The following is a 22,420-nucleotide window of genomic DNA, read 5'->3' on the forward strand; positions in this document are numbered from 1 at the left end:
CGAAACCCCTTGCGTGCGGCCCCCCGGATTCGGTCCGGGTGGCGGAGGACATCCCTGGCGAGCGGTCGGCGACGCGGGGCCGGTGGCCGCCGGACGCGGAGGCGGCGGCCGATCCGGCGCGCTCACGTGTTCAGCAGTCCGCGCCGGCGGACCGCGACGACCAGCAGGGCCGCGCCGACAATGGACGTGATGGAGCCGGCGGGCAGCCCGAGCCGCTGGGTCTGCGGGCCCGCCGGGACCAGGGTGGTGACGCCTTGGGCCAGGGCGTCGGCCCCGGACAGGACGACGGCGCCGACCAGCGCGGCCACGGGCACGAGCAGGCGGGGCTCCCGGCCGACGACCGCGGACGCCAGCAACGGGGCGATGAGCCCGACGAACCCGGCCATGCCCACGACCGACACCGCGGCCGCGGCGAGCAGGATGGCGGTCAGCAGGACGGCGAAGCGCGCGGGGCGCGGCGCGAGACCGACGGCCTCGGCGTGGTCGTCGCCGCCTTGGAGGACGGCGAGCACCGGGGCGAGCAGCCATGCGACGGCCATCCCGGCGGCCGCCCACGGCAGTAGCAGGAGCACATGCGCGGGGGTCATGCCGGTGAGCGAACCCGTGAGCCAGCGCAGGGCCCCGGCGGCCTCGGCCTGGCTGAGCACCAGCAGGACGGAGGTGAGCCCGGACAGGGCGATGCCGACCAGCACGCCGTTGATGGTGAGCCAGACGGGGTCGGAGCGCCCGCGCCCGGACAGCAGCCACAGCAGCGCGCCGCCGGCCAGGCCGCCGCACAGGGCCGCCAGCACGGCGGTGTGCGCCTGCCCCGAGACCAGGCCCAAGCGCAGCGCGAGCACCACGCCGAGGACCGCGCCGCCGCCCACCCCGGTCAGCTCGGGCGAGGCCAGCGGGTTGCGCAACGCGATCTGCAGCAGCAGCCCGGAGACCCCGAGGCACGCCCCGGCGAGCAGGGCCACGGCGGCGCGGGGCAGGCGCAGCTCCCAGAGGATGCGTTCGCCGATGGGGTCGCCGGAGTCGCGCAGGAGGGCGGGCCACACCTCGCCGACGGCGAGTCCGCGGCCCAGCAGCGCCTGGCCCGTGGCGGCGACCAGCGCCAGCGCGGCGAGCACGGTGACGGCGAGCGCGAACGCGCGCAGGGGGCGGCGCGGAGAGGGGGCGGGGGCCGGCCCGGTGGTGTGTGCGGGGCGGCGTCGGGTCAGGGTCATGGGTGCGCCCTCCCTTGGACCGGGGCGTGGGGAGGAGCCTCCGGGCGCGCCGGGGTCGCAGCGGCTTCTGGGGCTTCCGGGGTTCCCGAGTCCGCGGGGCTCCGCGGCGCCCTGCGGGCGGCCCGCCGCGGCGGGCCGAGTGTCCCCGCGGCAGCGCGGGCGCGCAGCAGGAGCAGCCCGCCGATGATGCCGATGGAACCGGTGAACGCGCCCAGCGGGAGTTCGATGGGATGGAACACCGTGCGGGCGGCGAGGTCGGCGGCGACCGTGACCAGCCCGCCCAGCAGCCCGGACCACAGCAGGCGCACGCGCGGCGCCGCGCCGGGGTAGGTCTGGCGGGCCAGCATGGGCGCCAGGAACCCCACCCAGGAGATCGGCCCACACGCGGCGACGACCACGGCGACCAGCACGGCGGCGACGGCCAGGCAGGCGAGCCGGGCCCGGCCCGGAGCCAGGCCCAGCGCGGCCGCGGCGTCGTCGCCCAGACCGAGCACGCCGAGGAGGGGCAGGCACAGGAGCAGCAGGGGGACGGCGAGCACCAGCCAGGGCGCGACCATGCGGAGCTCGGCCCAGCCCGAGCCGACGAGGGAGCCCATGAGGTAGCGGAACACCAGGCCGAGCTGGAACTGGTCGGCCATGCTGGTGATGGCGTAGACCGCACCGGTGAGCGCCGTGGAGACGGCCGCGCCGGTGAGCAGGACCGATGCGGCGTCGCCGGCCCGCCGGGCGACGGCGAGGCACAGGGCTCCGCCGGCCACCCCGCCGGCCAGCGCCAGCGCGGGCAGGAGCGCCCCGGTGACCGGGAGCGCGAACACGGTGGTCGCGGCGACCACCGCCGCCGACCCCGCAGAGACGCCGAGGAGTTCGGGCACCGCCAGCGGGTTGCGCAGCGCCTCTTGCAGGAGGAGCCCGGCGCAGCCCAGGGCGGCCCCGGCCAGCAGCCCCAGCAGCATGCGCGGCAGCCGGATCTCCCAGAGGATGACGGAGTCGAGGGAGCCGGGATCGGCGATGGCCGCCGTGATGGACGCCGGCGAAAGGACGGGCTTGCCCAGGCACAGCGCCGCCGTGCAGACGGCGGCGAGCAGGAGGGCGGCTGCGGGGAGGAGAACGGCCGGGCGGAGCCGCTCGCCGCCTCCGGGAACGGCTTCGGGGCCGGGCGCGGCGGGCGCGCCGGACGGGCGGGGGGTGGCCGCGGGCGGGGTCATCCGCGCAGGTACCGCATGGTGTCGTCGAGCACGATCCCGAGGGAGCGCGTACCGCGGCCGGTGGCCCAGGGAGCGAGGTCGACCTCGTGCACGCGGCCCTGTTCGACGGCGCTGATCCGCTGCCAGACGGGGTCGTCGGCCAACTGCTCGGTCAGTGTGGAGTCGCCGGGCGAGAAGGTGAAGGACTCCAGAAAGATGATGTCGGGGTCGCCCGCGAGGATCTCCTCGATGCTGTAGTCGGAACCGCCGGCCTGGTGGCCTCCCGTGGAGCGGTCCTCCCAGTCGTAGTCGACGACCTGGTCGAGCAGCCCGCCCACGATGGAGCCCCGGGAATCGACCTGGAAGGCGCCGTCGCTGCCGTAGAGCACGAGCGGCTTGAGGGAGTCGAGTCCTTCGGCCTCGGCGTCGGCCTGGGCGGTGGCGAGGTCGTCGTAGAACGCCTGCTCGGCGCGCTGCTGCTCGGCGCCGCGGCCGGTCAGCGTGGCCACCGCCCGCAGGTAGGCGACGGAGTCCTCCCAGCTGCGGGAGTCGGTGAGCCAGAGGGGCGCGGTGCCGTCGAGGGACGGCGCGAGCCCCTCGTGCGACCCGGCGAGGCCGATGACGAGGTCGGGTTCGTGCCGGAGGATCTCCTCGACGTCCTCACCGCCGAATCCGCCGGGGATGACCGGGACGTCGTGGTCGGGGCCGAGGAAGCCCTCGTGCGCGAGGAGGTCGGGGTTGGATGTGGCGGTGGGGGTGATCTCCAGCTCGGTGAGGATGTCGTCGCAAAGGGCGACCAGGCACACGATCCGCTCCGGCGGGGAGTCGAGTTCGACCTGTTCGCCGCGGGGGTCGGTGATGGTGAGGCCGGACTCGACGGCGACGGCCTCGTGGGCGGCGGCGTCGACGGTGTCGCGCGGGGCGGCATCGGCTTCGTCGTCCGAGGCCCCGGAGGCGCATCCGGTGAGGGAGAGCAGCAGGACGCCCGCTGCGGCCAGTGCGGCGATGGTCGTATGCGGATGCTTTCGGGGGAGACGAGGCATGTGAAAACGATTATCACAACCCTTCGCTGATGTCGACATCGCCGAACGCCAAGCTGTGGATGAGCCGTCCGCGCCGCTCCCCTGCGGCGAGCACGGCGTCGATCCAGCACCCGACCGGCCGAACCGCCCGGCCCTCGCCGGTGGCCGCCAGCCACGCCTCATGGGCGGCGACCCCCGCGCCGACGTGGTCGGTGAGCGCCCTCCAGGGGCCGGGGGCCGGCGCACCCAGCAGGAGCAGCAGGTGCGCCGCTTCGGCGACGACGGGCTGCCCGCACGACCGGGGCGCCAGCGCCTCCCCCAGCCCCGGGGCCTCGGCCGGGCGCACGGCGACGACCCGCTCCGATCCGATCCGCTCCCGCGCGGCGCCGGCGGCACGGTCCGGGGCACCGCCCCCGCCGGAAGCGTCCGGGGTCGGCGCGGCGCCCCCGCCGCCGGGTCCGGTGGGTGCCGCGGTGACCTCGCTCCACGCGGCGCTGCGCCGGTGGAGCAGCGACGGGACACCGGTGGACTGCGCCGGGCCGGCGAAGCCCACCGGTTCCGGCGCTCCCCGCCCCAGCTCCGCCAGTGCGCTTTCGATGACCCGCAGCGGCTCGGCCAACGCTCCGGCCGGAGGCGGCTCCGGGGCGGGAGCCGAAGCGCCACCTCGGGAGTCCGGCACCGCCGACCGCGCACCGTACTCGCGGCCCAGGGACCCCGAGCCCGCCGGGGCGGGCCGGACGGGTGGGGTCATCGGGGCGGGCCGAGCGGACCGGGCCGGCGGGCCGGGTGGAGCCGGTGGTATCTGCGAAGCCGACGGGACCGTCGAACTCGGCGGAGTCGGCGGAGTCGGCGCGACCGGCGCGACCGGCGCGACCGGCGCGACCGACGAGGTCGGCGCAACCGGCGGGGCCTGCGCGACCGGCGGGGCCTGCGCAACCGGCGGGGTCAGCGGGACCGGTGGGGTCAGCGGGACCGGTGGGGCCTGCGCGACCGGCAAGGGCTGTGTGGCCAATGGCGGCCACACGGCCGGCGGCACCAGTGGGGCTGATGGTGGCATCACGGCCGATGGCGCCATCGGGCGCGGCAGGGGCTCCAGCCGGACGGCGGCGAGCGGGAACTCCGGGGCGGCGTCCGGCCACCGGACCGCACCGGCGCGCCAGGGCAGCCCCGCCTCGGCCGCCAGCGCGCGGGCGGGGCGCCCGATCTCGGCGCGAGCCGTATATCCGGCAGCAGGGGCCGCGGCGAGCAGCGCCCCGATCGCGTGCCCGAGGTCGAGCAGGAGCACCGGCAGGGACCGCTTCCCATACCGCCACACTGTGCGCCGCGGTACCAGCGACAGCACCACGACGACCCCGCCGCCCTCCGGCGGCACCGCCTCCCCATCCAGCCCGCCGGGCGGGCCGCCGCCCCCGCCGCGGATACCTTGACCGGACTCCGCCCCTGGCGGGCCGCCGACGGACGACGGCGGCCCGGACGCCGCGGACGACGTCCCCGGCGACTCCATCCCTGCTTCGTGGGTCACCGGCGATCCGCCCGAACCCGCACCGGAGCAGGCCCGAACGGTGGCCGCCGGGCCGGGACCCCCGGCCGCAGCGGACACGGTCCCGCAGCGGTCCCCGGCGTCCGAGCGCCGGTCCCCGGCGCCCCGCTCGGGACGCACGGACGCGCCCGCAGTGGGCGCGGGCGGCCGCACCGTGCCGGTGGTGCCGCGGCCCCGCGCCGCGGCACCACCGCCGGCCTCGTCCAAGGCGCGATCCCGGGCCCCCTCTGATGGGTCCGCCGCCGCGGCCGGGCCGGCGGGGACCGGTGCCGCGAGAGCGTGCCCGAGAGGGTCGTAGCGCCACGCCCGGCCACCGGCCACCACGTGCGCGTCGACCGGGTACCGCCCGCCCGCAGAGGGGACGCGGCGCAGGCGGACCCCGCCCTGGAGCCGTTCGGGGTCGCCCGCCAGCGCCAGATCGAGCAGCGCCCCGATACCGTGCGTCCCCGCCCGCTCCAGGAACACACGCGGGCCGTGCCAGCTCCGCCCTTCCACGGGGCGCGGCCTCGTCTCCGGACCGGGATCCGCCCCACACCAGGCCGCCCGCAACGCGTCCTCGACGGCCGACCCCATGCTCATACCGTGCACGCCAGGCACCTCCATCGGCTCGATGACGTCCCCACCCGCTCCCGGAGCCGCACGGGAACGGGACCTCGGACTCCGCCCGCCGGACCCGCCGCCCGGCACAGCGATGGACGGCACCCGCAAGCGCACCGCGGAGCACGGTCACCACGGCGGCCCACCCGCAGACCCCGCCCGTATCCCGCACCAACGACCGACGAAAGTGCGAACGAGGGCCACTCCGCGCCAGGCAGCACTCCCCGGAGCGAACCCGGCCCAGGGCCAAGCCCACCCCCACAAACACCGAAGCAACACGGGCGTACAGCACGTGCCGGGCTTCACGGCGGCGGCCGCGGCGGCCGCCGGTCGTTCGCGATATCCGTTCCCGGGCGCGCGTCCGGTGTCTCGGAACCGGTCGCGGAGACACGGAGGCGGCGGCCTCGCGCCCCCGTCTCCCTCACCGCTCCGTTTCCCACCTCCCATGGGGGACTCACAGGAACGGGGGCGGGGCGAGTTCGAGGCCGGCCGGGGTGGACTCGGGGGCGATGTCCGGCGACCATCCGCGGTCGCGGGCCGCGGACTTCCAGCGGGGCAGGCCGAGGTAGCGGAACGCGGCCGGTGCGTTCGGGACCAGTCCCGTCGCGCAGGTGCGCACCACCCTGAGCGGGGTGTGGGCGACATCGGGTGTCGTGAGGTCGACGGTGGCGATCCGGCCACCGGCTCGCGCCAGGCCGGCCCGCACATCGGCGAGATCGCCCCGCGGCAGGTCATCGAGGGGCACGACCCGGTCCGGCTCGGTGAACCGCGGCAGCAGCCGCTCCTGCACCCGCGGGTCCAGCCAGACCTGGACCTGCGCCCCGAGGTCGCGCACCCGCCGCTGGCCCGGGCCCGCCGCGTCCAGGTAGCCGCGGTCCGCTCGGTGGTCGAGGTAGAGGCCCTTGGCCAGCACGCCCGCCTCGATCGCGCGGAACACCCACCCCTCGGGATCGGTGAGGCCCAGCGTGAACACCCACGTGTGCACCGCCTCCAGCACGGCCTTGACGCACGCCTCCGCGGGGTCGGTGCGGGCCGCGCCCCCGCCGCCCACGACGCCGGTCTCGGGGTCCACCACCACAGCGGCCACGCACGCCACCGGGTACTCACTGGGCAGCCGGACCAGGTGGGTGCGCAACCGGGAGCCGGCGAGCTCCGCGGCCAGTCCCGGGACCGACCCGATGTCGATCCCTGTCGTGGGCCCCGACAGGTGCCACCACAGCTCCAGGGCGTCGCGCTCCAGGAGTTCGAGCAGCCCCCGGCGGTGCGCGTCGGCCACGTCGGCGCCGGTGGCGATCCCCGCGTAGTTCAGGTGGTGGGTGCGCGGCTCGCGGCGCCGCAGCCCGGAATGGTAGTTGAGGTACACCCACGACGCGGGCAGCCAGCACCGCTCGCCGTCCTCCTCGCCCGCCACCCACGCGATCTCCAGGTCGTCGGTGAACGGTACATAGGGGAAGCCCTCGGCCCCGTGCTGCCACGGCGCGAAGAACGGGAGGTCCTCGGGCCCGAACCGGCGCTCGCCCGCTGCGGCGAGTGCGGCGGCGGTGGCGACGGGCAGGTCGCGGGCGACCCGGTTGCCGCAGTAGCGCTCGACCGCCTCGCCGAGCGCGGCGATACGGGCGCCGTCGGCGTCGCCGAACGTCGTGCCGAGGCTGACCCGGTCGGCGGGCCAGGCGCCGAGGCGCCTGGCGTCGGCGACCTCCGCCGTCACCCCCCGGTAGCGCGGGGGCATCCCGGGCACGGGGGCGACCGGGACCAGGCGGCGGACGATCCCGGTGAGGGGGTCGATGAGGGCCTCGGCCGGCAGGGGCGGCGCGGCGGGCGGGAGGGTCACTGGGCGATCTCCTTGACGACGTCGGCCGCTTCGACGGCGGCCGTGCGGGGCGGGTGCCAGGGCAGGTCGACGCCGTCGATGACGACGTCGCGGCGGGCGGCGCGCAAGGGGCCGGCGGTGGTGATGGGGTCGTCCCCGGTGTGCGGGTTGCGGGCGTGCCGCGGCCAGTGGTGGCCGGCGATCTCGACGCCCAGTCGTGCTCCGCGGGGGACGACCGCCCCGACCGGGGGGAGGTCGATCGCCAGGCGGACGGGCACGCCGGGCCTATGTGCGCGGCGGACGACGGCGTGCGCGAGCTGGACCGGCGCCCCGTCGCCGACGCGGAGCGAGATCCGCGCGACCCAGTCGGCGTCGACCGCGTCGGCCGTGGCACTCAGCCGGACGGCGGCCGGCCCGCGCAGTTCGCCGCGGGGCAGCGGGTCGGTCCAGCCGAGGGCGCGGTCCCCGGTCGGCGGGTCGGCCCGGCGCCATGGCAGGTCGGCGCCGAGCGGGTGGGAGAGGAAGGGCCGGGTGGGGTCGGCGACGAAGGTGTGCCCGGCCGGGCGGACGGGGAAGGCGCGGCGGGACGCGGCGGGACGGGGGAAGCGGCGCCACTGCCCGTCGCCGTCGATGGCGATGAGGCCCCCGCTGCCCGTGGCCGTGCCGGACAGCACGGCCGCGGCCCATGCCGTGTACACCGCCCCGATGCGGCGGCCGGCGAGGGCCGCTCCCGGCCGGGGCGCGTCGAGCCGGTGTCCCCACGGGCCGAGGAGGAGCCGGGCGGGGCCGTCCCACCGGTCGGCGAGTTCCACGGTGTCGGCGGCGAAGGGGTCGTGCAGCCCGCCCACGGCGAGCAGTGGGATACCGGCGGGCAGGCGGTTCCAGAGGACGCCCCGGCGCGGGGCGTGCCACAGGGCGTCCCAGCCCTCCGGCCGAGCGCCCAGGGCGAGGTGCGGGACGGCCGCGGGCGGAACGGCCGTGAGCAGGCCGGAGATGTCGGGCGGCGGAACGCGGGAGCGGGGGGCGCCCGCGTGTTCGGTCCACCAGCCCGCGCGGCAGGCCAGCCGGGCGGCGCCGCCCGGCTCGCGGGCGGTCTCGCCGGGGCCGAGCGCCGGGACCGCCACCAGGACGCCGGCCACGGCGTCCCGCGGCGCGCCGGCCGCGGTGACCAGGGCGCAGTACGCGCCGTAGGAGGCGCCGGCGAGCAGCACCCGGCCGTCGCAGAAGTCCTGGCCGCGCACCCAGTCGAGCAGGGCCGCGCCGTCGCCCTCCTCGTCGCGGAAGGGGTGGAAGGCGCCGCCGGACCCGTAGCGCCCCCGCACATCGGCGATGACGCACGGAAGGCCGCGCCGGGCCCACCCCGCCGCTTCGGGCCGGAGGGAGTCGCGCCCGTAGGGGGTGCGGATGACGACGGCCGGGCCGGGGGAGCGTCCCGGAGGGCGGGTCACGGTGAGGGCCAGGCGGGCGCCGCCGGCGACCGGCAGGGTGCGGTCCTCGGTGACGGGGGCCGGGGCCGTCATGGGGCGGCGGTGGGGACCGGCAGGACGGGGTGCTCGGAGATCGCCCCGGTATCGAGGTCGAGGACGCGGAGCCTGCGCTGCGGGGGCAGCGCGCCCGGCGTGAGGCCGCCGCCGGCGCGCGGCGGGGTCCCCAGTGCCCAGGTGCGCAGGTCGTGGGCTGCGATCGCCGAGATCAGGTGCTGCTCCGATTCGTCGGGGCGGTCGTCACCCTCGACGGGAGCGGAGCCGGTACCGCCCGCCCAGTACGCGGCGAGGCGTTCATGGCCGGATCCCGCCGCGGCCAGGCGGCGGGCGCGGACGTCGGCGTGTCCCGGGTCGCCCGGGGCCGAGGCGACGGGCTCGAAGAAGACGTGCCGCCCCTCGCGACTGACGCGCTGCCAGGCGATTCCCTTCGCGGCCAAGGCGTCGAAGCCCGTCCAGGCGGCGGGCGGCGGACCGTCGTGGATCCAGCAGAGGGCGTCGATGCCCGCGGCGACCATGTCGTCCCCGGGGTCGAGCGTCCGGACGTCCGCCCCGGCGCGGGTGAGGGCGGCGGCAGCGGCGGGGGCGTGGCCGCCCGGACCGAGGCCGGGCCGGGCGGTGCAGACGAGGCCGACGGTGCGGCGGTCGGCCGGCCAGCGCGCCCGGCCTCCGAGGTGGCCGGCCGCTGCGAAGGCCGCGACCTCGCGCGGCGGTTCCGCGCCGGCCGGGCCGGTCAGCGCGCGTGAGACATCGTCGAGGGCGGCGCCGGGCAGCGCCACGTCGAACAGCTCCCCATCGGCCGCCCGCAGGACGGCACCCTGGCCGTCCACCCGGAACAAGGAGGCCCCGGGCCGCAGCCGCGGCGCGTCCGGGGTATCGGCGGATTCAGGCGGCACAGACGGCACGAGCGGTCCCCTTCACGTCGGTTCGGCACCGGATGACGAACACACAACGGCCCGACGACCCCGGCGGCCGCGGACGTCCCGCTCCAGACCGGACGCCACCGGGGCGACCGCGGCCCGATCCGTATCCGGCGTGCCGGCGGGTTCGACCAGCGCGGTCGACACGGGCCGCCCCGCGGGCAGAGATCCGATCAGCGTCCACGGACCGAGCCGACGGCCCGGGGCGGCCGACGTCCCCCGTCAGGCCCCCTCCACCATCGCGGCGCGGCCGCGTATCGGCGGGTTCAGGCGGCGACGACGGCACGGGACCTCCTCCTCGGGACGTGTCGGGAACGGACGGCGGACCCACGGCGGCCGCACGGCACCAGCGGTCGCCGGCACCCCGCACCGCGACCGCGGCGGCACCGGGGATCGACGGGCTCAGGCGACGCGGACATGGGGGCGCCCCTTCGGAGCGGGTCAGGGACGGACGACGGACCCGCGACGGCTCCAGGGCCCGATGGCCGCGGAGCCCCCGCGACAGGCCGGACGTCGCGGCGACGGCCATGCCCCGAGGCGTATCCGGGCTTCCGGCGGGACCGCACAGCACGGACGGCACGGATCGTCCTCCAATGGGCGGGGTCGGGGAGGGGCGGCGGACACACGGCGGTCCGACGACCCGTCCGCGGATACCGGCGTGCGGGCGGGCCCGGGGAGCACAGCACCGGGGCGGGTCCGCCTCGGGTGGCGGTCCGGCCGGGGGGATCGGACGGACCGGCGCCCGGATACGGGCGGACGGACGGACGGACGGCCGCGCCGCGGAACCGGTGCCCGGCCGGGGCCGGCGCGGGACCGCCGGAGGTCCGGCGGCCCCGCGGGGGGTTACTCGGTCTCTTCGTCGAACGGGTTCTCCACCAGGGCGTTGCTGTGGCTGGCGGAGTTGTGCGGAAGCTCGCGCTCCTGCTCAACCCGGACGAACACCTGCTGCTGCTCCATCTCGGTCACCTCCTGATCGTCTGGGGGTCGGTCGGGCAGACACCAGGCTAATAGAATGATTATCGTTTTCAACAGCGGGGCGACGTGACCAAGTCGACATTCCATGAAACGCCCCTCTGAACTGCACATAAACGTCGAAGAGGAGTCCGAATGGCCGTGTCCGCACCCGGAAGGCTGCGCTCCGATCCCGATTTCCGGCGCTACCTCGCCTCACGGATGGTCTCGGTGGCGGGGACGCTGGTGGCCACCGTGGCGTTTCCGGTCCTCGTCTACCGGCTCTCCGGTTCGGCGGCATGGACATCGGCGGTGGCGGTCACCGGCGCGCTGCCGTACCTGCTGTTCGGCCTCTTCGCCGGGGCCATCGCCGACCGGTTCGACCGGCGCCGGCTGATGATCGGCGCCGATCTGCTATCCGCACTCGCCCTGGCCAGCGTCCCGGCGGCCTGGGCCCTGGACGTGCTCACCCCGCTGCACGTGCTGCTGGCGAGCTTCGCCGTCCAAGCGCTCTACGTCCTCTTCGACGCCGCCAACTTCGGCGCGCTCCCCCAGCTCATCGGCAAGGAACGGCTCACCGCGGGCTATTCGGCCGTCTACGGTGCCACGACCTTCGTGGAACTGCTGGTGCCCGGCGTGGCCGGGCTGCTGGTCACCGTCATCGCACCCGCCCCACTGGTCGCCGTCAACGCCGTGACGGCGCTGGCGTCCGCCGCTCTCGTGAGGCTGATCGTGCGCCCGTTGTCCGCCCCCCGGCCGGCGGGGCCGGCCGGCGCCGGCACCGCGCCCACCCTGGCCGCCGACATCCGCACCGGTGTGGCGTTCCTGCTGCACGACCCGATCGTGCGCACGCTGACCCTCGTCGGCGCCACCCATGCCGCCGCCAGCGGGGCGTGGGTGGCCATGCTGGTGCCGTGGGCCGACCAGGTCCTGGGAGTGGCGCCCTCCGGAGACCCGCGGCTGGCGGTGCTCTTCAGCTGCTGGGGGGTCGGCGCCCTGGTCGCCAGCAGACTGGTCCCGGTCCTGAGCGAGCGCTTCGGCGCCCCGCGGCTGGCCCTGGGCGCGCTGCCCGCGTCGCTGCTGGCCGGGATCGGTGTGGTGCTGTCCACCCAATGGGCGGCGGCCGCCGCGGCGGCGGTGCTGTGGGGAACCGCCTACTCGGTGGTGGTCATCAACGCCGTCACCTACCGGCAGCAGGTGAGCCCGCAGCACCTGCAATCGCGGATCAACACCACGGCGCGCATGCTGTCGTGGGGCGTGGGCCAGCCGCTGGGCGCCGCCCTGGCCGGGGCCGTCGCTGTGACCGCGCTCGGCCCGAGGGGCGGGCTGGCGGCGAGCCTGGCGGTGCTGGGCGCCGGGGTGGTGCTGGCGTGGCTGTCGCCGCTGCGCGCGCACGCCCGGGCCGCGGTGCGCGGTCCCGGCGCGGCCCCCGCGACTCTGGGCTGACCCCCCGGCTGCGGGACGGCGCCGCTCCGGGTGCTCCCGGGGCGCCGCCGTCCCGCGGCGCTCAGCCCACCGGGCCGGCGGCGGCCGCGGTGTCCGCCGTTTCGGCGATCCAGTCGCGCAGGGCGGCGGCGTCGCGCAGGAACGCCGCAGGGGAGTCGTCCTGGACGAACTCCAGCAGCACCTCGCGCCGCGCGCCGTCGGCGGCGAGGAGGCCCAGGACCGGCCGCCATAGGTCGGCGCGATCCCCCAGCGGCAGTCGCTCGGTGTAGCCGTCGTCGCCCCAGGAGAAGGCGTGCACCGATTCGAGTCGCGGCAGGAGGGCGGTGACCTCGCGCAGGCACGCATCGACGTCGGGCGATTCGCGCGGCTGCCAGTGGGGGACGAGCGCCGGCGACGCGGCTTCGGCGTGCATGCGCAGCGCGGAGTCGAGATCGTCGGTCAGCGATTCGACGTGGTGCTCGACCGTGATGCGGATCCCCGCCTGCGCCGCGAGGTCGGCGCAGCGACGGATGTCGGCGACCGTGCGGGAGCGCTGGGCCGGGCCGGTCTCGGCCGATCCGGTCGTGCCCGCCCAGACGCGCACGCGCGGGGCGCCCAGCGCCACCGCCGTGGCCACGATCTCCGGGAATCCGGCCGGGTCGGTGACGCCCGCCTTGTGGTAGGAGCCGTAGCCGCCGACCGCCAGGCCCGCGGCGCGGCAGCGGTCACCGACCTCCCGGGCGCGGCCGGTGTCCCCCGGCGGCACGTGGACGTCGCCGCCCCACTCGATCGTCCGCAGCCCCGCCTCGCGGGTGAGGTCGACGACCTCCTCGGCGGTCAGCGCGCGGAAGGTGACCGATACCAGGCCGGGAACGAGCACGTGCGTCCTCCTTCACCCCATGGGGTGCGCGACGCACCCCGAAACGAACATGACAATCATTGTCGATCCTAGGATGCGCCGGGACCCCGCCGATCGCGGCCCCCCTCACGCGCGGCCGGCCCGTGGTCAGGGCTTGCGCGCCACGCCGCAGTACTCGTCCACCACGACGGCGTCGCCCGGCCGGTCCGGCGGCGGGCGCCACAGCGAGCAGGACACCACCCCGGGGTCGAGCAGGTCCAGCCCGCGGAAGAGGCCGGTGATCTGCTCGGGACTGCGCAGGGTCAGCTTCGGGGTGCCGTTCTCGTTCCAGGCGCGGACGACCTCGCGCGCACGCCCGGGGTTCAGCGCATCGGTGGGGTGCGAGACGACGAGGTGGCTGCCCGGGGCCAGGGCGCCGACGAGCCGGTCCAGGACGCGGCGCACCTCGGCGTCGTCGGCCACGAAATTGAGGCTGCCCAGCAGCATCAGCCCCACCGGCCGGGTGAAGTCCAGCGTGGCCGCCGCGGCGTCGAGGATGCGCCCGGGGTCGCGCAGATCGGCGTCGATGTAGGCGGTCGCGCCCTCAGGGCCGCCGGCGAGCAGCGCGCGGGCGTGCGCGAGCACCATCGGGTCGTTGTCGACGTAGACCACCCGCGCGTCGGCGTCGGCGGTCTGCGCGACCTCGTGGGTGTTGTCGCGGGTGGGCAGCCCGCTTCCGATGTCGAGGAACTGCCGCACGCCGGCCTCGGTGGTGAGGTGGCGGACCGCCCGGACGAGGAATTCGCGGTCGGCGCGGGCGTTGTCGACGATCTCGGGGAAGAACGCGCGGATGCGGTCGCCCATCTCGCGGTCGACCGGGAAGTTGTCCGTGCCGCCGAGCCAGTGGTTCCAGATCCGCGCGTTGTGGGGGACGCTGGTGTCGATGGCGGGACGGCCGTCCTGGGCGGACGCGGGTTCTGGCACGGGCCCTCTTCTCACGTGGTCGCCGCGGAGCCCGGTCCCCCGCGGCCGGCACGGCCGGCCGCCCGTTCCCCGTTCGTGGTCACGCGTATCGTAACGACCCCCGCTCCGGCGCCGGGCGGGGCGGGGTGCCGGGGCTCAGGGGCGGACGGCGGTGTGCAGGATGCGCGCGTGGCCGGCGCGTTCGCCTTGGAAGAGGGCGGGGGCCGGACGGCCGTAGGCGGCGGCGCGCTCGACGATGTCGTGGACCTCGACGCGCCAGCCGTGCCGGGCCAGCCACTGGTCGGCGGGGACCTCGGGCCCGCCTTTGATCATGTCGTCGATGGAACTCCCGACCCCGGCGAGGATGGGACGCAGGTGGGGGGTGTGGACCGCGCCGTCGTGGGTGTGGTCGAGCCCGAGGCGGCTGCCCGGTGCCGACAGCGCGTTCACGCCGCCGAGCACGCGGTCGCACGCCTCCGGGGTGAGGAACCCGAGCATCCCCTCGGCCAGCCACGCGGTGGGGAGGTCGGGATCGAGGCCCGAGGCGCGCAGCGCGCCGGGCCAGTCATCGCGCAGGTCGGTGCGGACGACCACGCGGTCGCAGGTCGGCCGTGCGGCGGCCGCGCCGAGGACGGCCTCCTTGAAGTCGAACAGGCCGGGCAGGTCGGCCTCGAACAGGCGCAGGCGGTCGGGCCACGGCAGGCGGAAGGCGCGGGTGTCGAGCCCGGCGGCGAGCAGCACCGCCTGGCGGCAGCCGGCGGCGCAGGCGGTGGCGAAGAAGTCGTCGAAGAACCGGGTCTTCACGACGATGGAGTCCCCGATCATGCGCATCAGGTCGGGCGGCGGCACCGGCGGCCGGGCCGCGGCGCCGGGGTCCCGGTCCGAGGCAGGGGCCGTGCCGGCGGGGGCGGCGCCTTCGACGGCCGCGAGGAACCGCTCGGCGAGCGGGTCGGCGAACAGCCGGTCGGCGCGCGGGGTCTCGGCGGCGCGGGCCGACGCGTTCCCCAGCGCGGTCCAGCTCTCTTCGGCCATCGCGGACCGTGCGGTATCGGCCTGTGTCATCACGGCTCCTTGCGTGCGGGCTCCGGCCGCTGCCGAGGAGCCGGCGTTCGTCGGTCGTGGCCCGGACGGAGCCGGACCGCGGGGGTGGGGGCCGTGCCGGTCCGGCGGCCCGGCCCCGCGATCATGCGGGGGCGGGCACCGCGCCCGAGCCGAGGACACGGTCGAGCCAGCGTCCGAGGGCGTGGGGGTCGGCCGTTCCGCGCCACGCCAGATGGGCGTCGGGCCGCACGAGCAGGGTGTCGGTCAGCCCGGGGTGGTCGGGATACAGCACCACCAGGCCCGCGCCCAGGCGCCGGCGAACGGCGGCGGCGCTCACCTCGTGGTCGCCGGGCCGGGTGATCAGTGCCCAGCGGCCGCGCAGCGCGCGGTGCATGCGGATGGACGCGCCTCCGGTGTCGTGGCAGGCGATGTCGGGGACCCGGTCGCCGGGGCGCGGGCCCGCCCGCAGCGGGCACGGTTTCGGGGCGAGGGTCCGCCCTCGGTAGCTCACGCCCAGCTGGGATGCGCTGCGCCAGAGGTAGCCCTGCACTTTGGGGTGGTCCATGAGCGGCAGCAGGAGGGTGTCGCGCAGCGAACGGATGCCCGGGGAGTCGCCGAGCACCACGCGGGATGTGGCGCTCGTGGCGGCCACGACCCCCTCGGCCACCGGGCGCCGCTCGGCCTCGTAGGAGTCGATGAGCCGCGGGTCGGCGCCCCCGCCCTCGACCAGCGCGAGCTTCCACGCGAGGTTCTCGGCGTCGCCGAGGCCGGTGTTCATGCCCTGCCCGCCGAAGGGGTGGTGCACGGCCGCCGCGTCGCCGGCCACCAGCATCCGGCCGCGGCGGTAGGAGTCGGCGAGCCGGCGGTGGATGCGGAAGCTGGAGAGCCATTCGACGCGGTCGATCTCCTCGCCCCGGAACGGGGTGCAGGCGGCGAGCTGGCGTTCGAGCCGGGGGCGGATGCCGGTGCGGTCGCGGCCGGGGTCGGTGCCGGGGGGCGAGGGCGACATGAGCCGCCACCGGCCCTCGCCGGGCAGCGCGCACACGCTGATCATGCCGCCGCCGTGGGCCCAGCTGGTCATGATCTCGGGGTCGGCCGTCCACCGGGCGCGGACGTCGGCGAGCAGGAAGTCCTCGGCGACCGGCGCCCCGGGGAAGCCGATCCCCGCGAGTTTGCGCACGAGGCTGTGCGCGCCGTCGCAGCCGACCAGCCACGGCACCCGGGTGTCGGCCATGCCGCTCGGCGTGCGCAGGACCACGGTGACGGCGTGGTCGTCCTGGGTGGCGCCGACGAGTTCGTGCTCCCATTCGACCCGCCCCCCGAGGGCCTCCAGCCGCTCGCGCAGGGCGGTCTCGATCTCGACCTGGGAGATGAGCAGGGGCGAGCGTTCGCGGGCGGCCAGCCACCGCATGGGCATCGTGGAGACGAGGCGGCGGCCGACGTGGACGCGGACCTCGCTCAGCCGGATGGCGCGTTCCGGGAGATCGCCCAGCGCCCCGAGCCGGTCGAGCACTTCGACACCGCGCGGCTGCACACCCAGCGCGCGGGAGGTGCCGGCGGGCTCACTCGCCGCATCGATGACCCGCACCGGGATTCCGCGAAGCCGCAGTCCGCAGGCGAGGGCGAGGCCCGTGGGCCCGGCTCCGATGACGAGTACGGGGTGTGACATGGGGCTCCAGTGGTTCGGGGCGGTCGGGGCTCAGGGGCGCGCGCCGGCGGCGAGTTCTTCGCGGTCCGCGGAATCGCGCTCGGGGTAGACGGGGCAGCCGAAGACGGGCTCGAAGGGGGAGAACGTGTCCCATTCGGGGATGGCCCGCAGCGCCTCGGAGATCGGGTTGTGCTCGCTCCAGAAGTCGCCGCCGAGCAGCCGGACCATGTACATCTCCAGCTTGTCGCGCGGCACCGTGGAGTCGGCGATCGCGCTGATCAGCTCGCTGTCGTAGAAGGAGTGGATCAGCCGGATGTAGGTGTCGTAGCCGGTCTTGAAGAAGCCGGCGTAGTCGTCGAAGAGGCGCTGCTCGCGCGCGGGGTCGGCGAGCGCGCCGGTGATGGTGGCGGCGGCGCGCGCCGCGGTGGCCATGGCCACCAGGACGCCACCGGAGAACATGGGGTCGCCGAAGCATCCGGCGTCGCCGACGATGAGCCAGCCGGGGCCGGTGACGGTGTCGGTGTGGTAGCAGTAGTCGGTCTCGACCCGGAGTTCCATGGTGGGCCGGGTGCCGGTCAGCCGCTGGGTGATGCGCGGGACGCGGGCGACGTGGGTGGCGAACAGCGAATCGGCGGTGCCGGAGCGGAACACCTCGCGCGGCATCACGGTGCCCACGCTGACGGTGTCGGCGGACAGCGGGATGGCCCATACCCAGCCGTCGTCGTGGGCGCCGATCTGGATGTCGCCCTCGTGACCCGGGTTGTGCCGTTCATCGAGACCGGTGTAGTGGCGGTAGACCGCGACCATGCGGAGCTTGTCGACGCTGCGGCGCAGCCCGAACCGGTTGGCGATCTTGCCCGCGCGGCCGCTCGCGTCGATGATGTACCGGGCGCGGATCCGCGGGTTGGCGCCCTGGTAGCGGAAGCCGACCCCGGTGAGGCGGTCGTCCTCCTGGAGGAAATCGGTGACCTGGGCGCCGTGCATCACGCGCGCTCCGGCGGCGCGGGCCTGCTCGACGAGGACGCGGTCGAAGTGCGCGCGCTCGACCTGGAAGGTCTCGGTGTGGCGGCCCTCGCCCTGCTTGGCGAAGTCGGCGCGGAAGACGCCGGGGCTGAAGAACTTGGTACCGGTGGGGTCGATGAACTCGCCGCCCCGCTTGACGACGTAGCCCTGCTCCTTGACGACGTCGAGCAGGTCCAGCCGCTCCAGGAGCCCGGCCATGTAGGGCAGCATGGACTCCCCGATGTGGAACCGGGGGAATTCGTCGCGCTCCAGGAGCGCCACGGCGGCGCCCTCGCGGGCCAACAGGGTGGCGCAGACGGCCCCGGCGGGGCCGCCGCCCACGACCACGGCGTCGAGCATGGCACCGGACATGTCGTACCTCTCTTCCTGGGCGCGGGCCGCGGCGCGGTCATCCGGCCGGGAGCGGGCGAAGCCGCTCCCCCGGTGAATTCGCCCGGCCGCCCGCGCGGATAATCGGAGGCATGCGGAGCGAATGAATGACGGTCGGATCCCGCGCGCGCAGCGGAATTCCTGATTCTCACGGTTCGCACATCGATGGACAACATAGATGTGCGCTACTCCGGCGGACAATTACCGGGCGTCATTTCCCGCCCATCACGAGGTAACCGATTCCCGCCGGTGCCGCGTGCGCGACCGCGGCGCCCGGACGGGGACCCCCGCCCGGCACCGGGTCCTCGCCCCGCCGGCCGGAGGAGGGGAACCGGCAGAGGACGGGGCCGGGCCTGCTCCGGACGCGCGGCCGTCCCCGGCCGGGGACGGCGGTGTCCCGTACCCCGCCGACCCGCGCCGCCGGCCGGCACCAGGGGCAGACGGCGACGAGATGGCGGTGGGGCCGGGCGAACGCGGCGCTTCGCCGCGCAGGAGCGTTCCCGCGCGCATTCGACCGGTCCGGCGGTGGCGACCGCCCGATGGGGCGCGCCGTGATAGCGGCAGCCCGCGCACCGGAAATCACCCCGAAGGGGAATTACCGGAAGGTGGGCGGCGAATGGACTTGCGACACTGTGCACGCTTGGGCGGGACGCGAGAATTGTCGCTGCACGAATTCCGATCGCCGATCGATGGGATGGCGCCGATGCCTTTGCCCCGAAGGACGACTCGCCCCCGTTCCGCGGCCGCCCCACCGCCCGGGAGAACCCCCCTGCCCGCCACCACCGCTCCCCCCTCCGCCGGCGCGGCCGAGGACCGCCGGTGACCCGGCCCGACCGGCTCGCGGTCCTGGGCGCCGGGACCATGGGCACAGGCATCGCGTCGCTGGCACTCGGGCACGGCGTTCCCGTGGCCCTGGTCGAGACCGATCCGGACCGGCTCGCCGACGCCCCCGGCAGGGTCGCCCGGCACCTGCGCCTCGCCCGGCTCATGGGGGCGCTCCCGGCCGACGCCCCCGCCGATACCGCGGAGAACCTGGTGGCGACCGACTCGCTGCACGGTATCGCCGGCTCCACGGCCGTGATCGAGGCCGTCACCGAGGACCCCGTCCGCAAGTCCGATGTCCTGGCCAAGGCCGCGGCCACGGTCGCACCCGCGACTCCGCTGATCTCCAACACGTCGTCGATCCCGATCGACGAACTCGCCGGCGCCGTCCCGCGCCCCGCCGACGTGCTGGGCGCGCACTTCATGAACCCGCCGTACCTCATCGGGACCGTCGAGGTCGTCCGCGGCCCGCGCACCGGCGGCCCGGCGCTGGAGGCCGCCGCACACCTGCTCGCGGCGCTCACGCGCACGCCGATCGTGGTGCGCGACGCACCGGGGTTCGTGACCAGCCGCATCCTGCATCCGATGATCAACGACGCCATCGGCGTCGTCGAGGACGGCACGGCTTCGGCCGAACAGGTCGACTCCCTCCTCCAGGGATGCCTCGGGCACCGCACCGGGCCGCTGCGTACCGCCGACATCATCGGGCTGGACAACCTCCTCGACTCGCTGCGGGTGCTGCACCAGCGCACCGGCGACGACGGCTGCCGGCCGCGCGCGCTCCTGGAGGACCTCGTGCGCAGGGGCCGCCTGGGCCGCAAGACCGGACACGGATTCTTCGACTACGGGGAGGCCCGGCTGTGACCGCACCATGGACCGGAGCCGCCACGGCACCGGAGATCGAAGCCGAGCTCGCGCGGTACCTGCGGGTCCGGACCGCAACGGACTGGGCCCCCGACCAGGACCTCTTCGCCTCCGGAACCCTGTCCTCGCTGTTCGCGATGGAGTTGGTCGTCCACATGGAGCAGGCGTTCGGCATCATGATCGGCGGCACCGACCTCCGCATGGACAACTTCCGCACCATCCGGTCGATGACCGAACTCGCCCAGCGCCTGCGGGCCGAAACCGGCGGCGGCGATGCCTGACGACCTCCCGGTCCCGCTCGGCGCCTCGGCCGCCGCGGCGGTGGCCGAGGCCATCGGCGGCCACGCCGCCGACTGGGACCGCGCGGGCGCCGTGCCGATCCCCGTGCTGCGCGGCCTCGGCGCCGCGGGCATCCTGTCCGCGCAGGTGCCCGCCTCCTACGGCGGGCTGGGTCTGAGCAGCGCGCACAACGGTGAGCTCACCGCCCACACCGGTGCGCTGTGCGGCTCGGTGCGCAGCGTCATGACCTCGCAGGGCATGGCCGCCTGGGCCATCCGCCGGCTGGGCGGCCCGGAGCAGTGGAAGGCCCACCTTCCCTCGCTGACCGGCGGCGCGCTGGCCGCGGTCGCCTTCAGCGAGCCCGAGGCGGGCAGCGACCTCGGGGCCATGCGCACCGCGATCACCGTCGACGGCGACTCCGTTGTGGTCGACGGCGCCAAGGTGTGGGTGACCGCGGCCGCATACGCCGACCTCATCGTGGTGTTCGGCGCGTGCGGCGACGGTGCCGCGGCGGCCGTGGTCCCGACCGACACGCCCGGCGTGCGCGTGCGCAGGGTCGCCCATCCCATGGGCTGCCGGGCGGCGGGCCACGCGGACGTCACCTTCGACCGCGTACGGCTGCCGGCCGACCACCTGCTGGGCGGCTCCGGGCGGTCGCTGCCGCTGCTGGTCACCTCGGCGCTGAGCTACGGGCGGCTGTCGATCGCGTGGGGGTGCGCGGGCATCCTGCGCGCCTGCCTGGCAGCGGCCTCCGCCCACGCCGCGAGCCGCCGCCAGTTCGGCAAGCGGCTCGGCGACCACCAGCTCGTCGCCCGCCACCTGGCCGAGCTCGTCGTCGCCGAGCGCTCCGCCACCCGCGCCTGCGAGCACGCCAGCCGGTGCTGGGACCACTCCTCACCCGATCTGGTGATCGCGGCGGTGCTCGCCAAGCACACCGCGGCGGTCCAGGCCGCGCAGGGCGCGGCGGCGGCGGTCCAGGTCCTGGCATCGGCCGGCGCCGGCGACGGCCACGTGGTGGCGCGCGCCTACCGCGACGCCAAACTCATGGAGATCATCGAGGGCAGCAACGAGATCTGCCAGCTGATCCTGGCGCAGCACGCGCTGGAGACCACCACGGGCATGCGAGCGGGTGCGCCGTGAACGCCACCCCCGCCGCGGACACTCCGGTGGTACAGGTGAAGTGCCTGGTCTGGGACCTCGACAACACCCTGTGGCGGGGGACCCTGCTGGAGGACCCCGACACCCCGCTCGGCGATGACGTCCGCCGCACCGTCACCGAACTCGACGAACGCGGCGTCCTCCAGTCGGTGGCCAGCAAGAACGACCACGACCTCGCCTGGGACCGGCTGCGGCGCCTGGGCGTGGCCGACCTCTTCGTCCTCCCGGAGATCGGCTGGGGGCCGAAGTCGGCGTCGGTGCGGCGCATCGCGGAACGGCTGAACTTCGCCCCGGGCGCCATGGCGTTCATCGACGACCAGCCCGCCGAACGCGCCGAGGTCGCCTTCCACCTGCCCGATGTCCGCTGCTACCCCGCGGAGCTGGCCGCCGGGCTCACGGCCCGGCCGGAGTTCACCCCCGCCGCGCGCACGGTCGATTCCGGCCGACGCCGCCGGATGTACCAGGCGGGGTTCCGCCGCGACGCCGAACGCGCGTCGTTCACCGGCCCCGACCACGACTTCCTGCGCTCGCTCGAATCCGTGCTGACCCTCGCGCGGGCGACCGCGCCGGACCTGTCGCGGGTCGAGGAACTGACCCTGCGCACCAGCCAGATGAACGCCACCGGCGTGCACTATCCCGATTCCCTGCTGCGCACGCTGCTCGCCGACCCCGCGCACGAGGTCCTGGTCGCCACGCTCACCGACCGTTTCGGACCGCACGGCGCGGTGGGGGTGGTCCTGGTGGAACGCCACCGGCCGGTATGGCACCTCAAGCTGCTCGCGACCTCGTGCCGGGTCGTGTCCTTCGGCGTCGGCGCGGTGATCGTGAACTGGCTGGTCGATCAGGCCGCCCGTTGCGGAACCCACCTGGTGGCCGATTTCCGGCCCACCGACCGCAACCGCATCATGGAGATCGCCTACCGGTTCGCCGGGTTCACCGAGGAGTCATGCGTGTGCCATACCGCGCTGGCGCTCGCGCCGGTCGACGGCATCCAGCGGCTGCACCTCCACCCGGCCTCCCGGCCGGCCCCGGATACCATGCGACTCACAGCTCCTGACCTGTAGGAACACCAACCGCCCCGTTCCATGTGAGGCCGATCGCCGCCTCGGCCGGCGGGCCGGGGCGGCGTCGACGACGCATTCCCCGAACCGATTTCCTTCGGCGCGAATTCCCGGCAATCGGACCGCTGAAAATGGAATTCCCCCGCACCGGGCACCTCCTCCGGACGGGAGCGGAAAACATCCATTCGCGCACACATGGCGGGGACACCGGACGGG

Annotated in this window: 18 protein-coding genes; 5 read left to right on the top strand and 13 right to left on the bottom strand. The window is 75.8% G+C overall.

The genetic code is table 11. The features are described from left to right. Positions 1–122: 122 nt before the first annotated feature. From ACFO4E_RS21070 to amiA, 8 genes are all read right to left on the bottom strand, one after another. Positions 123–1,208 carry a FecCD family ABC transporter permease gene (locus ACFO4E_RS21070; RefSeq protein WP_378577397.1) on the bottom strand — a complete coding sequence of 362 codons (1,086 nt, stop codon included), beginning with the start codon at positions 1,206–1,208 and terminating at the stop codon, positions 123–125. Beyond that, positions 1,205–2,413: an iron chelate uptake ABC transporter family permease subunit gene (locus ACFO4E_RS21075; RefSeq protein ID WP_378577399.1), complete on the bottom strand. Its 1,209-nt coding sequence runs from the start codon at positions 2,411–2,413 to the stop codon at positions 1,205–1,207. Before ACFO4E_RS21075 ends, ACFO4E_RS21070 begins: the two co-directional genes overlap by 4 nt. Continuing rightward, positions 2,410–3,435, bottom strand: coding sequence for an ABC transporter substrate-binding protein (locus ACFO4E_RS21080; protein ID WP_378577401.1), 1,026 nt, complete (start codon positions 3,433–3,435; stop codon positions 2,410–2,412). Before ACFO4E_RS21080 ends, ACFO4E_RS21075 begins: the two co-directional genes overlap by 4 nt. 13 nt (positions 3,436–3,448) lie before the next feature. After that, entirely contained in the window at positions 3,449–5,419 is a 1,971-nt protein-coding gene (locus tag ACFO4E_RS21085; RefSeq protein ID WP_378577403.1) for a hypothetical protein, read from the bottom strand. A gap of 586 nt (positions 5,420–6,005) precedes the next feature. Beyond that, the gene (locus tag ACFO4E_RS21090; RefSeq protein ID WP_378577405.1) at positions 6,006–7,382 is read right to left on the bottom strand and encodes a YcaO-like family protein; all 1,377 of its coding nucleotides are present in this window, start codon (positions 7,380–7,382) and stop codon (positions 6,006–6,008) included. Next, positions 7,379–8,881, bottom strand: a complete 1,503-nt coding sequence (locus tag ACFO4E_RS21095) for a CocE/NonD family hydrolase (RefSeq protein WP_378577407.1) — start codon at positions 8,879–8,881, stop codon at positions 7,379–7,381. Before ACFO4E_RS21095 ends, ACFO4E_RS21090 begins: the two co-directional genes overlap by 4 nt. Then, the gene (locus ACFO4E_RS21100) at positions 8,878–9,738 is read right to left on the bottom strand and encodes a hypothetical protein (protein ID WP_378577409.1); all 861 of its coding nucleotides are present in this window, start codon (positions 9,736–9,738) and stop codon (positions 8,878–8,880) included. Before ACFO4E_RS21100 ends, ACFO4E_RS21095 begins: the two co-directional genes overlap by 4 nt. An 867-nt stretch (positions 9,739–10,605) precedes the next feature. Next, positions 10,606–10,719: a streptamidine family RiPP gene (gene amiA / locus ACFO4E_RS21105; RefSeq protein ID WP_378532753.1), complete on the bottom strand. Its 114-nt coding sequence runs from the start codon at positions 10,717–10,719 to the stop codon at positions 10,606–10,608. Positions 10,720–10,869: 150 nt separating this feature from the next. Between amiA and ACFO4E_RS21110 the strand changes: the two genes are divergently transcribed. After that, on the top strand, positions 10,870–12,159 hold the full coding sequence (locus ACFO4E_RS21110) for an MFS transporter (protein WP_378577411.1): 1,290 nt from the start codon (positions 10,870–10,872) through the stop codon (positions 12,157–12,159). A gap of 61 nt (positions 12,160–12,220) precedes the next feature. On the opposite strand, the gene ACFO4E_RS21115 is transcribed toward ACFO4E_RS21110, so the two are convergent. From ACFO4E_RS21115 to ACFO4E_RS21135, 5 genes are all read right to left on the bottom strand, one after another. Beyond that, on the bottom strand, positions 12,221–13,018 hold the full coding sequence (locus ACFO4E_RS21115) for a sugar phosphate isomerase/epimerase family protein (protein WP_378577413.1): 798 nt from the start codon (positions 13,016–13,018) through the stop codon (positions 12,221–12,223). Between the two features lie 126 nt (positions 13,019–13,144). After that, on the bottom strand, positions 13,145–13,960 hold the full coding sequence (locus ACFO4E_RS21120) for an SAM-dependent methyltransferase (RefSeq protein WP_378577415.1): 816 nt from the start codon (positions 13,958–13,960) through the stop codon (positions 13,145–13,147). A 135-nt stretch (positions 13,961–14,095) separates the two neighbouring features. Then, positions 14,096–15,001 carry an SAM-dependent methyltransferase gene (locus ACFO4E_RS21125; protein ID WP_378577417.1) on the bottom strand — a complete coding sequence of 302 codons (906 nt, stop codon included), beginning with the start codon at positions 14,999–15,001 and terminating at the stop codon, positions 14,096–14,098. Positions 15,002–15,122: 121 nt separating this feature from the next. Beyond that, a complete protein-coding gene (locus ACFO4E_RS21130) occupies positions 15,123–16,649 on the bottom strand; it encodes an FAD-dependent monooxygenase (RefSeq protein ID WP_378577419.1) in 1,527 nt (508 codons plus the stop codon). Positions 16,650–16,679: 30 nt separating this feature from the next. Continuing rightward, the gene (locus ACFO4E_RS21135; RefSeq protein WP_378577421.1) at positions 16,680–18,002 is read right to left on the bottom strand and encodes an NAD(P)/FAD-dependent oxidoreductase; all 1,323 of its coding nucleotides are present in this window, start codon (positions 18,000–18,002) and stop codon (positions 16,680–16,682) included. An 837-nt stretch (positions 18,003–18,839) separates the two neighbouring features. Between ACFO4E_RS21135 and ACFO4E_RS21140 the strand changes: the two genes are divergently transcribed. The 4 genes from ACFO4E_RS21140 to ACFO4E_RS21155 are packed head-to-tail and all read left to right on the top strand — an operon-like array spanning position 18,840 to position 22,207. Then, the gene (locus ACFO4E_RS21140) at positions 18,840–19,706 is read left to right on the top strand and encodes a 3-hydroxyacyl-CoA dehydrogenase family protein (RefSeq protein ID WP_378577423.1); all 867 of its coding nucleotides are present in this window, start codon (positions 18,840–18,842) and stop codon (positions 19,704–19,706) included. Further along, positions 19,703–19,987: an acyl carrier protein gene (locus ACFO4E_RS21145; RefSeq protein WP_378577425.1), complete on the top strand. Its 285-nt coding sequence runs from the start codon at positions 19,703–19,705 to the stop codon at positions 19,985–19,987. Before ACFO4E_RS21140 ends, ACFO4E_RS21145 begins: the two co-directional genes overlap by 4 nt. Next, on the top strand, positions 19,980–21,125 hold the full coding sequence (locus tag ACFO4E_RS21150) for an acyl-CoA dehydrogenase family protein (RefSeq protein WP_378577427.1): 1,146 nt from the start codon (positions 19,980–19,982) through the stop codon (positions 21,123–21,125). The genes ACFO4E_RS21145 and ACFO4E_RS21150 overlap by 8 nt, the downstream gene beginning before the upstream one ends. Beyond that, a complete protein-coding gene (locus ACFO4E_RS21155; protein ID WP_378577429.1) occupies positions 21,122–22,207 on the top strand; it encodes an HAD-IIIC family phosphatase in 1,086 nt (361 codons plus the stop codon). Before ACFO4E_RS21150 ends, ACFO4E_RS21155 begins: the two co-directional genes overlap by 4 nt. Positions 22,208–22,420 lie beyond the last annotated feature (213 nt).

This window comes from Nocardiopsis mangrovi (assembly GCF_042653925.1).
Classification (GTDB): Bacteria; Actinomycetota; Actinomycetes; order Streptosporangiales; family Streptosporangiaceae; genus Nocardiopsis_B; species Nocardiopsis_B mangrovi.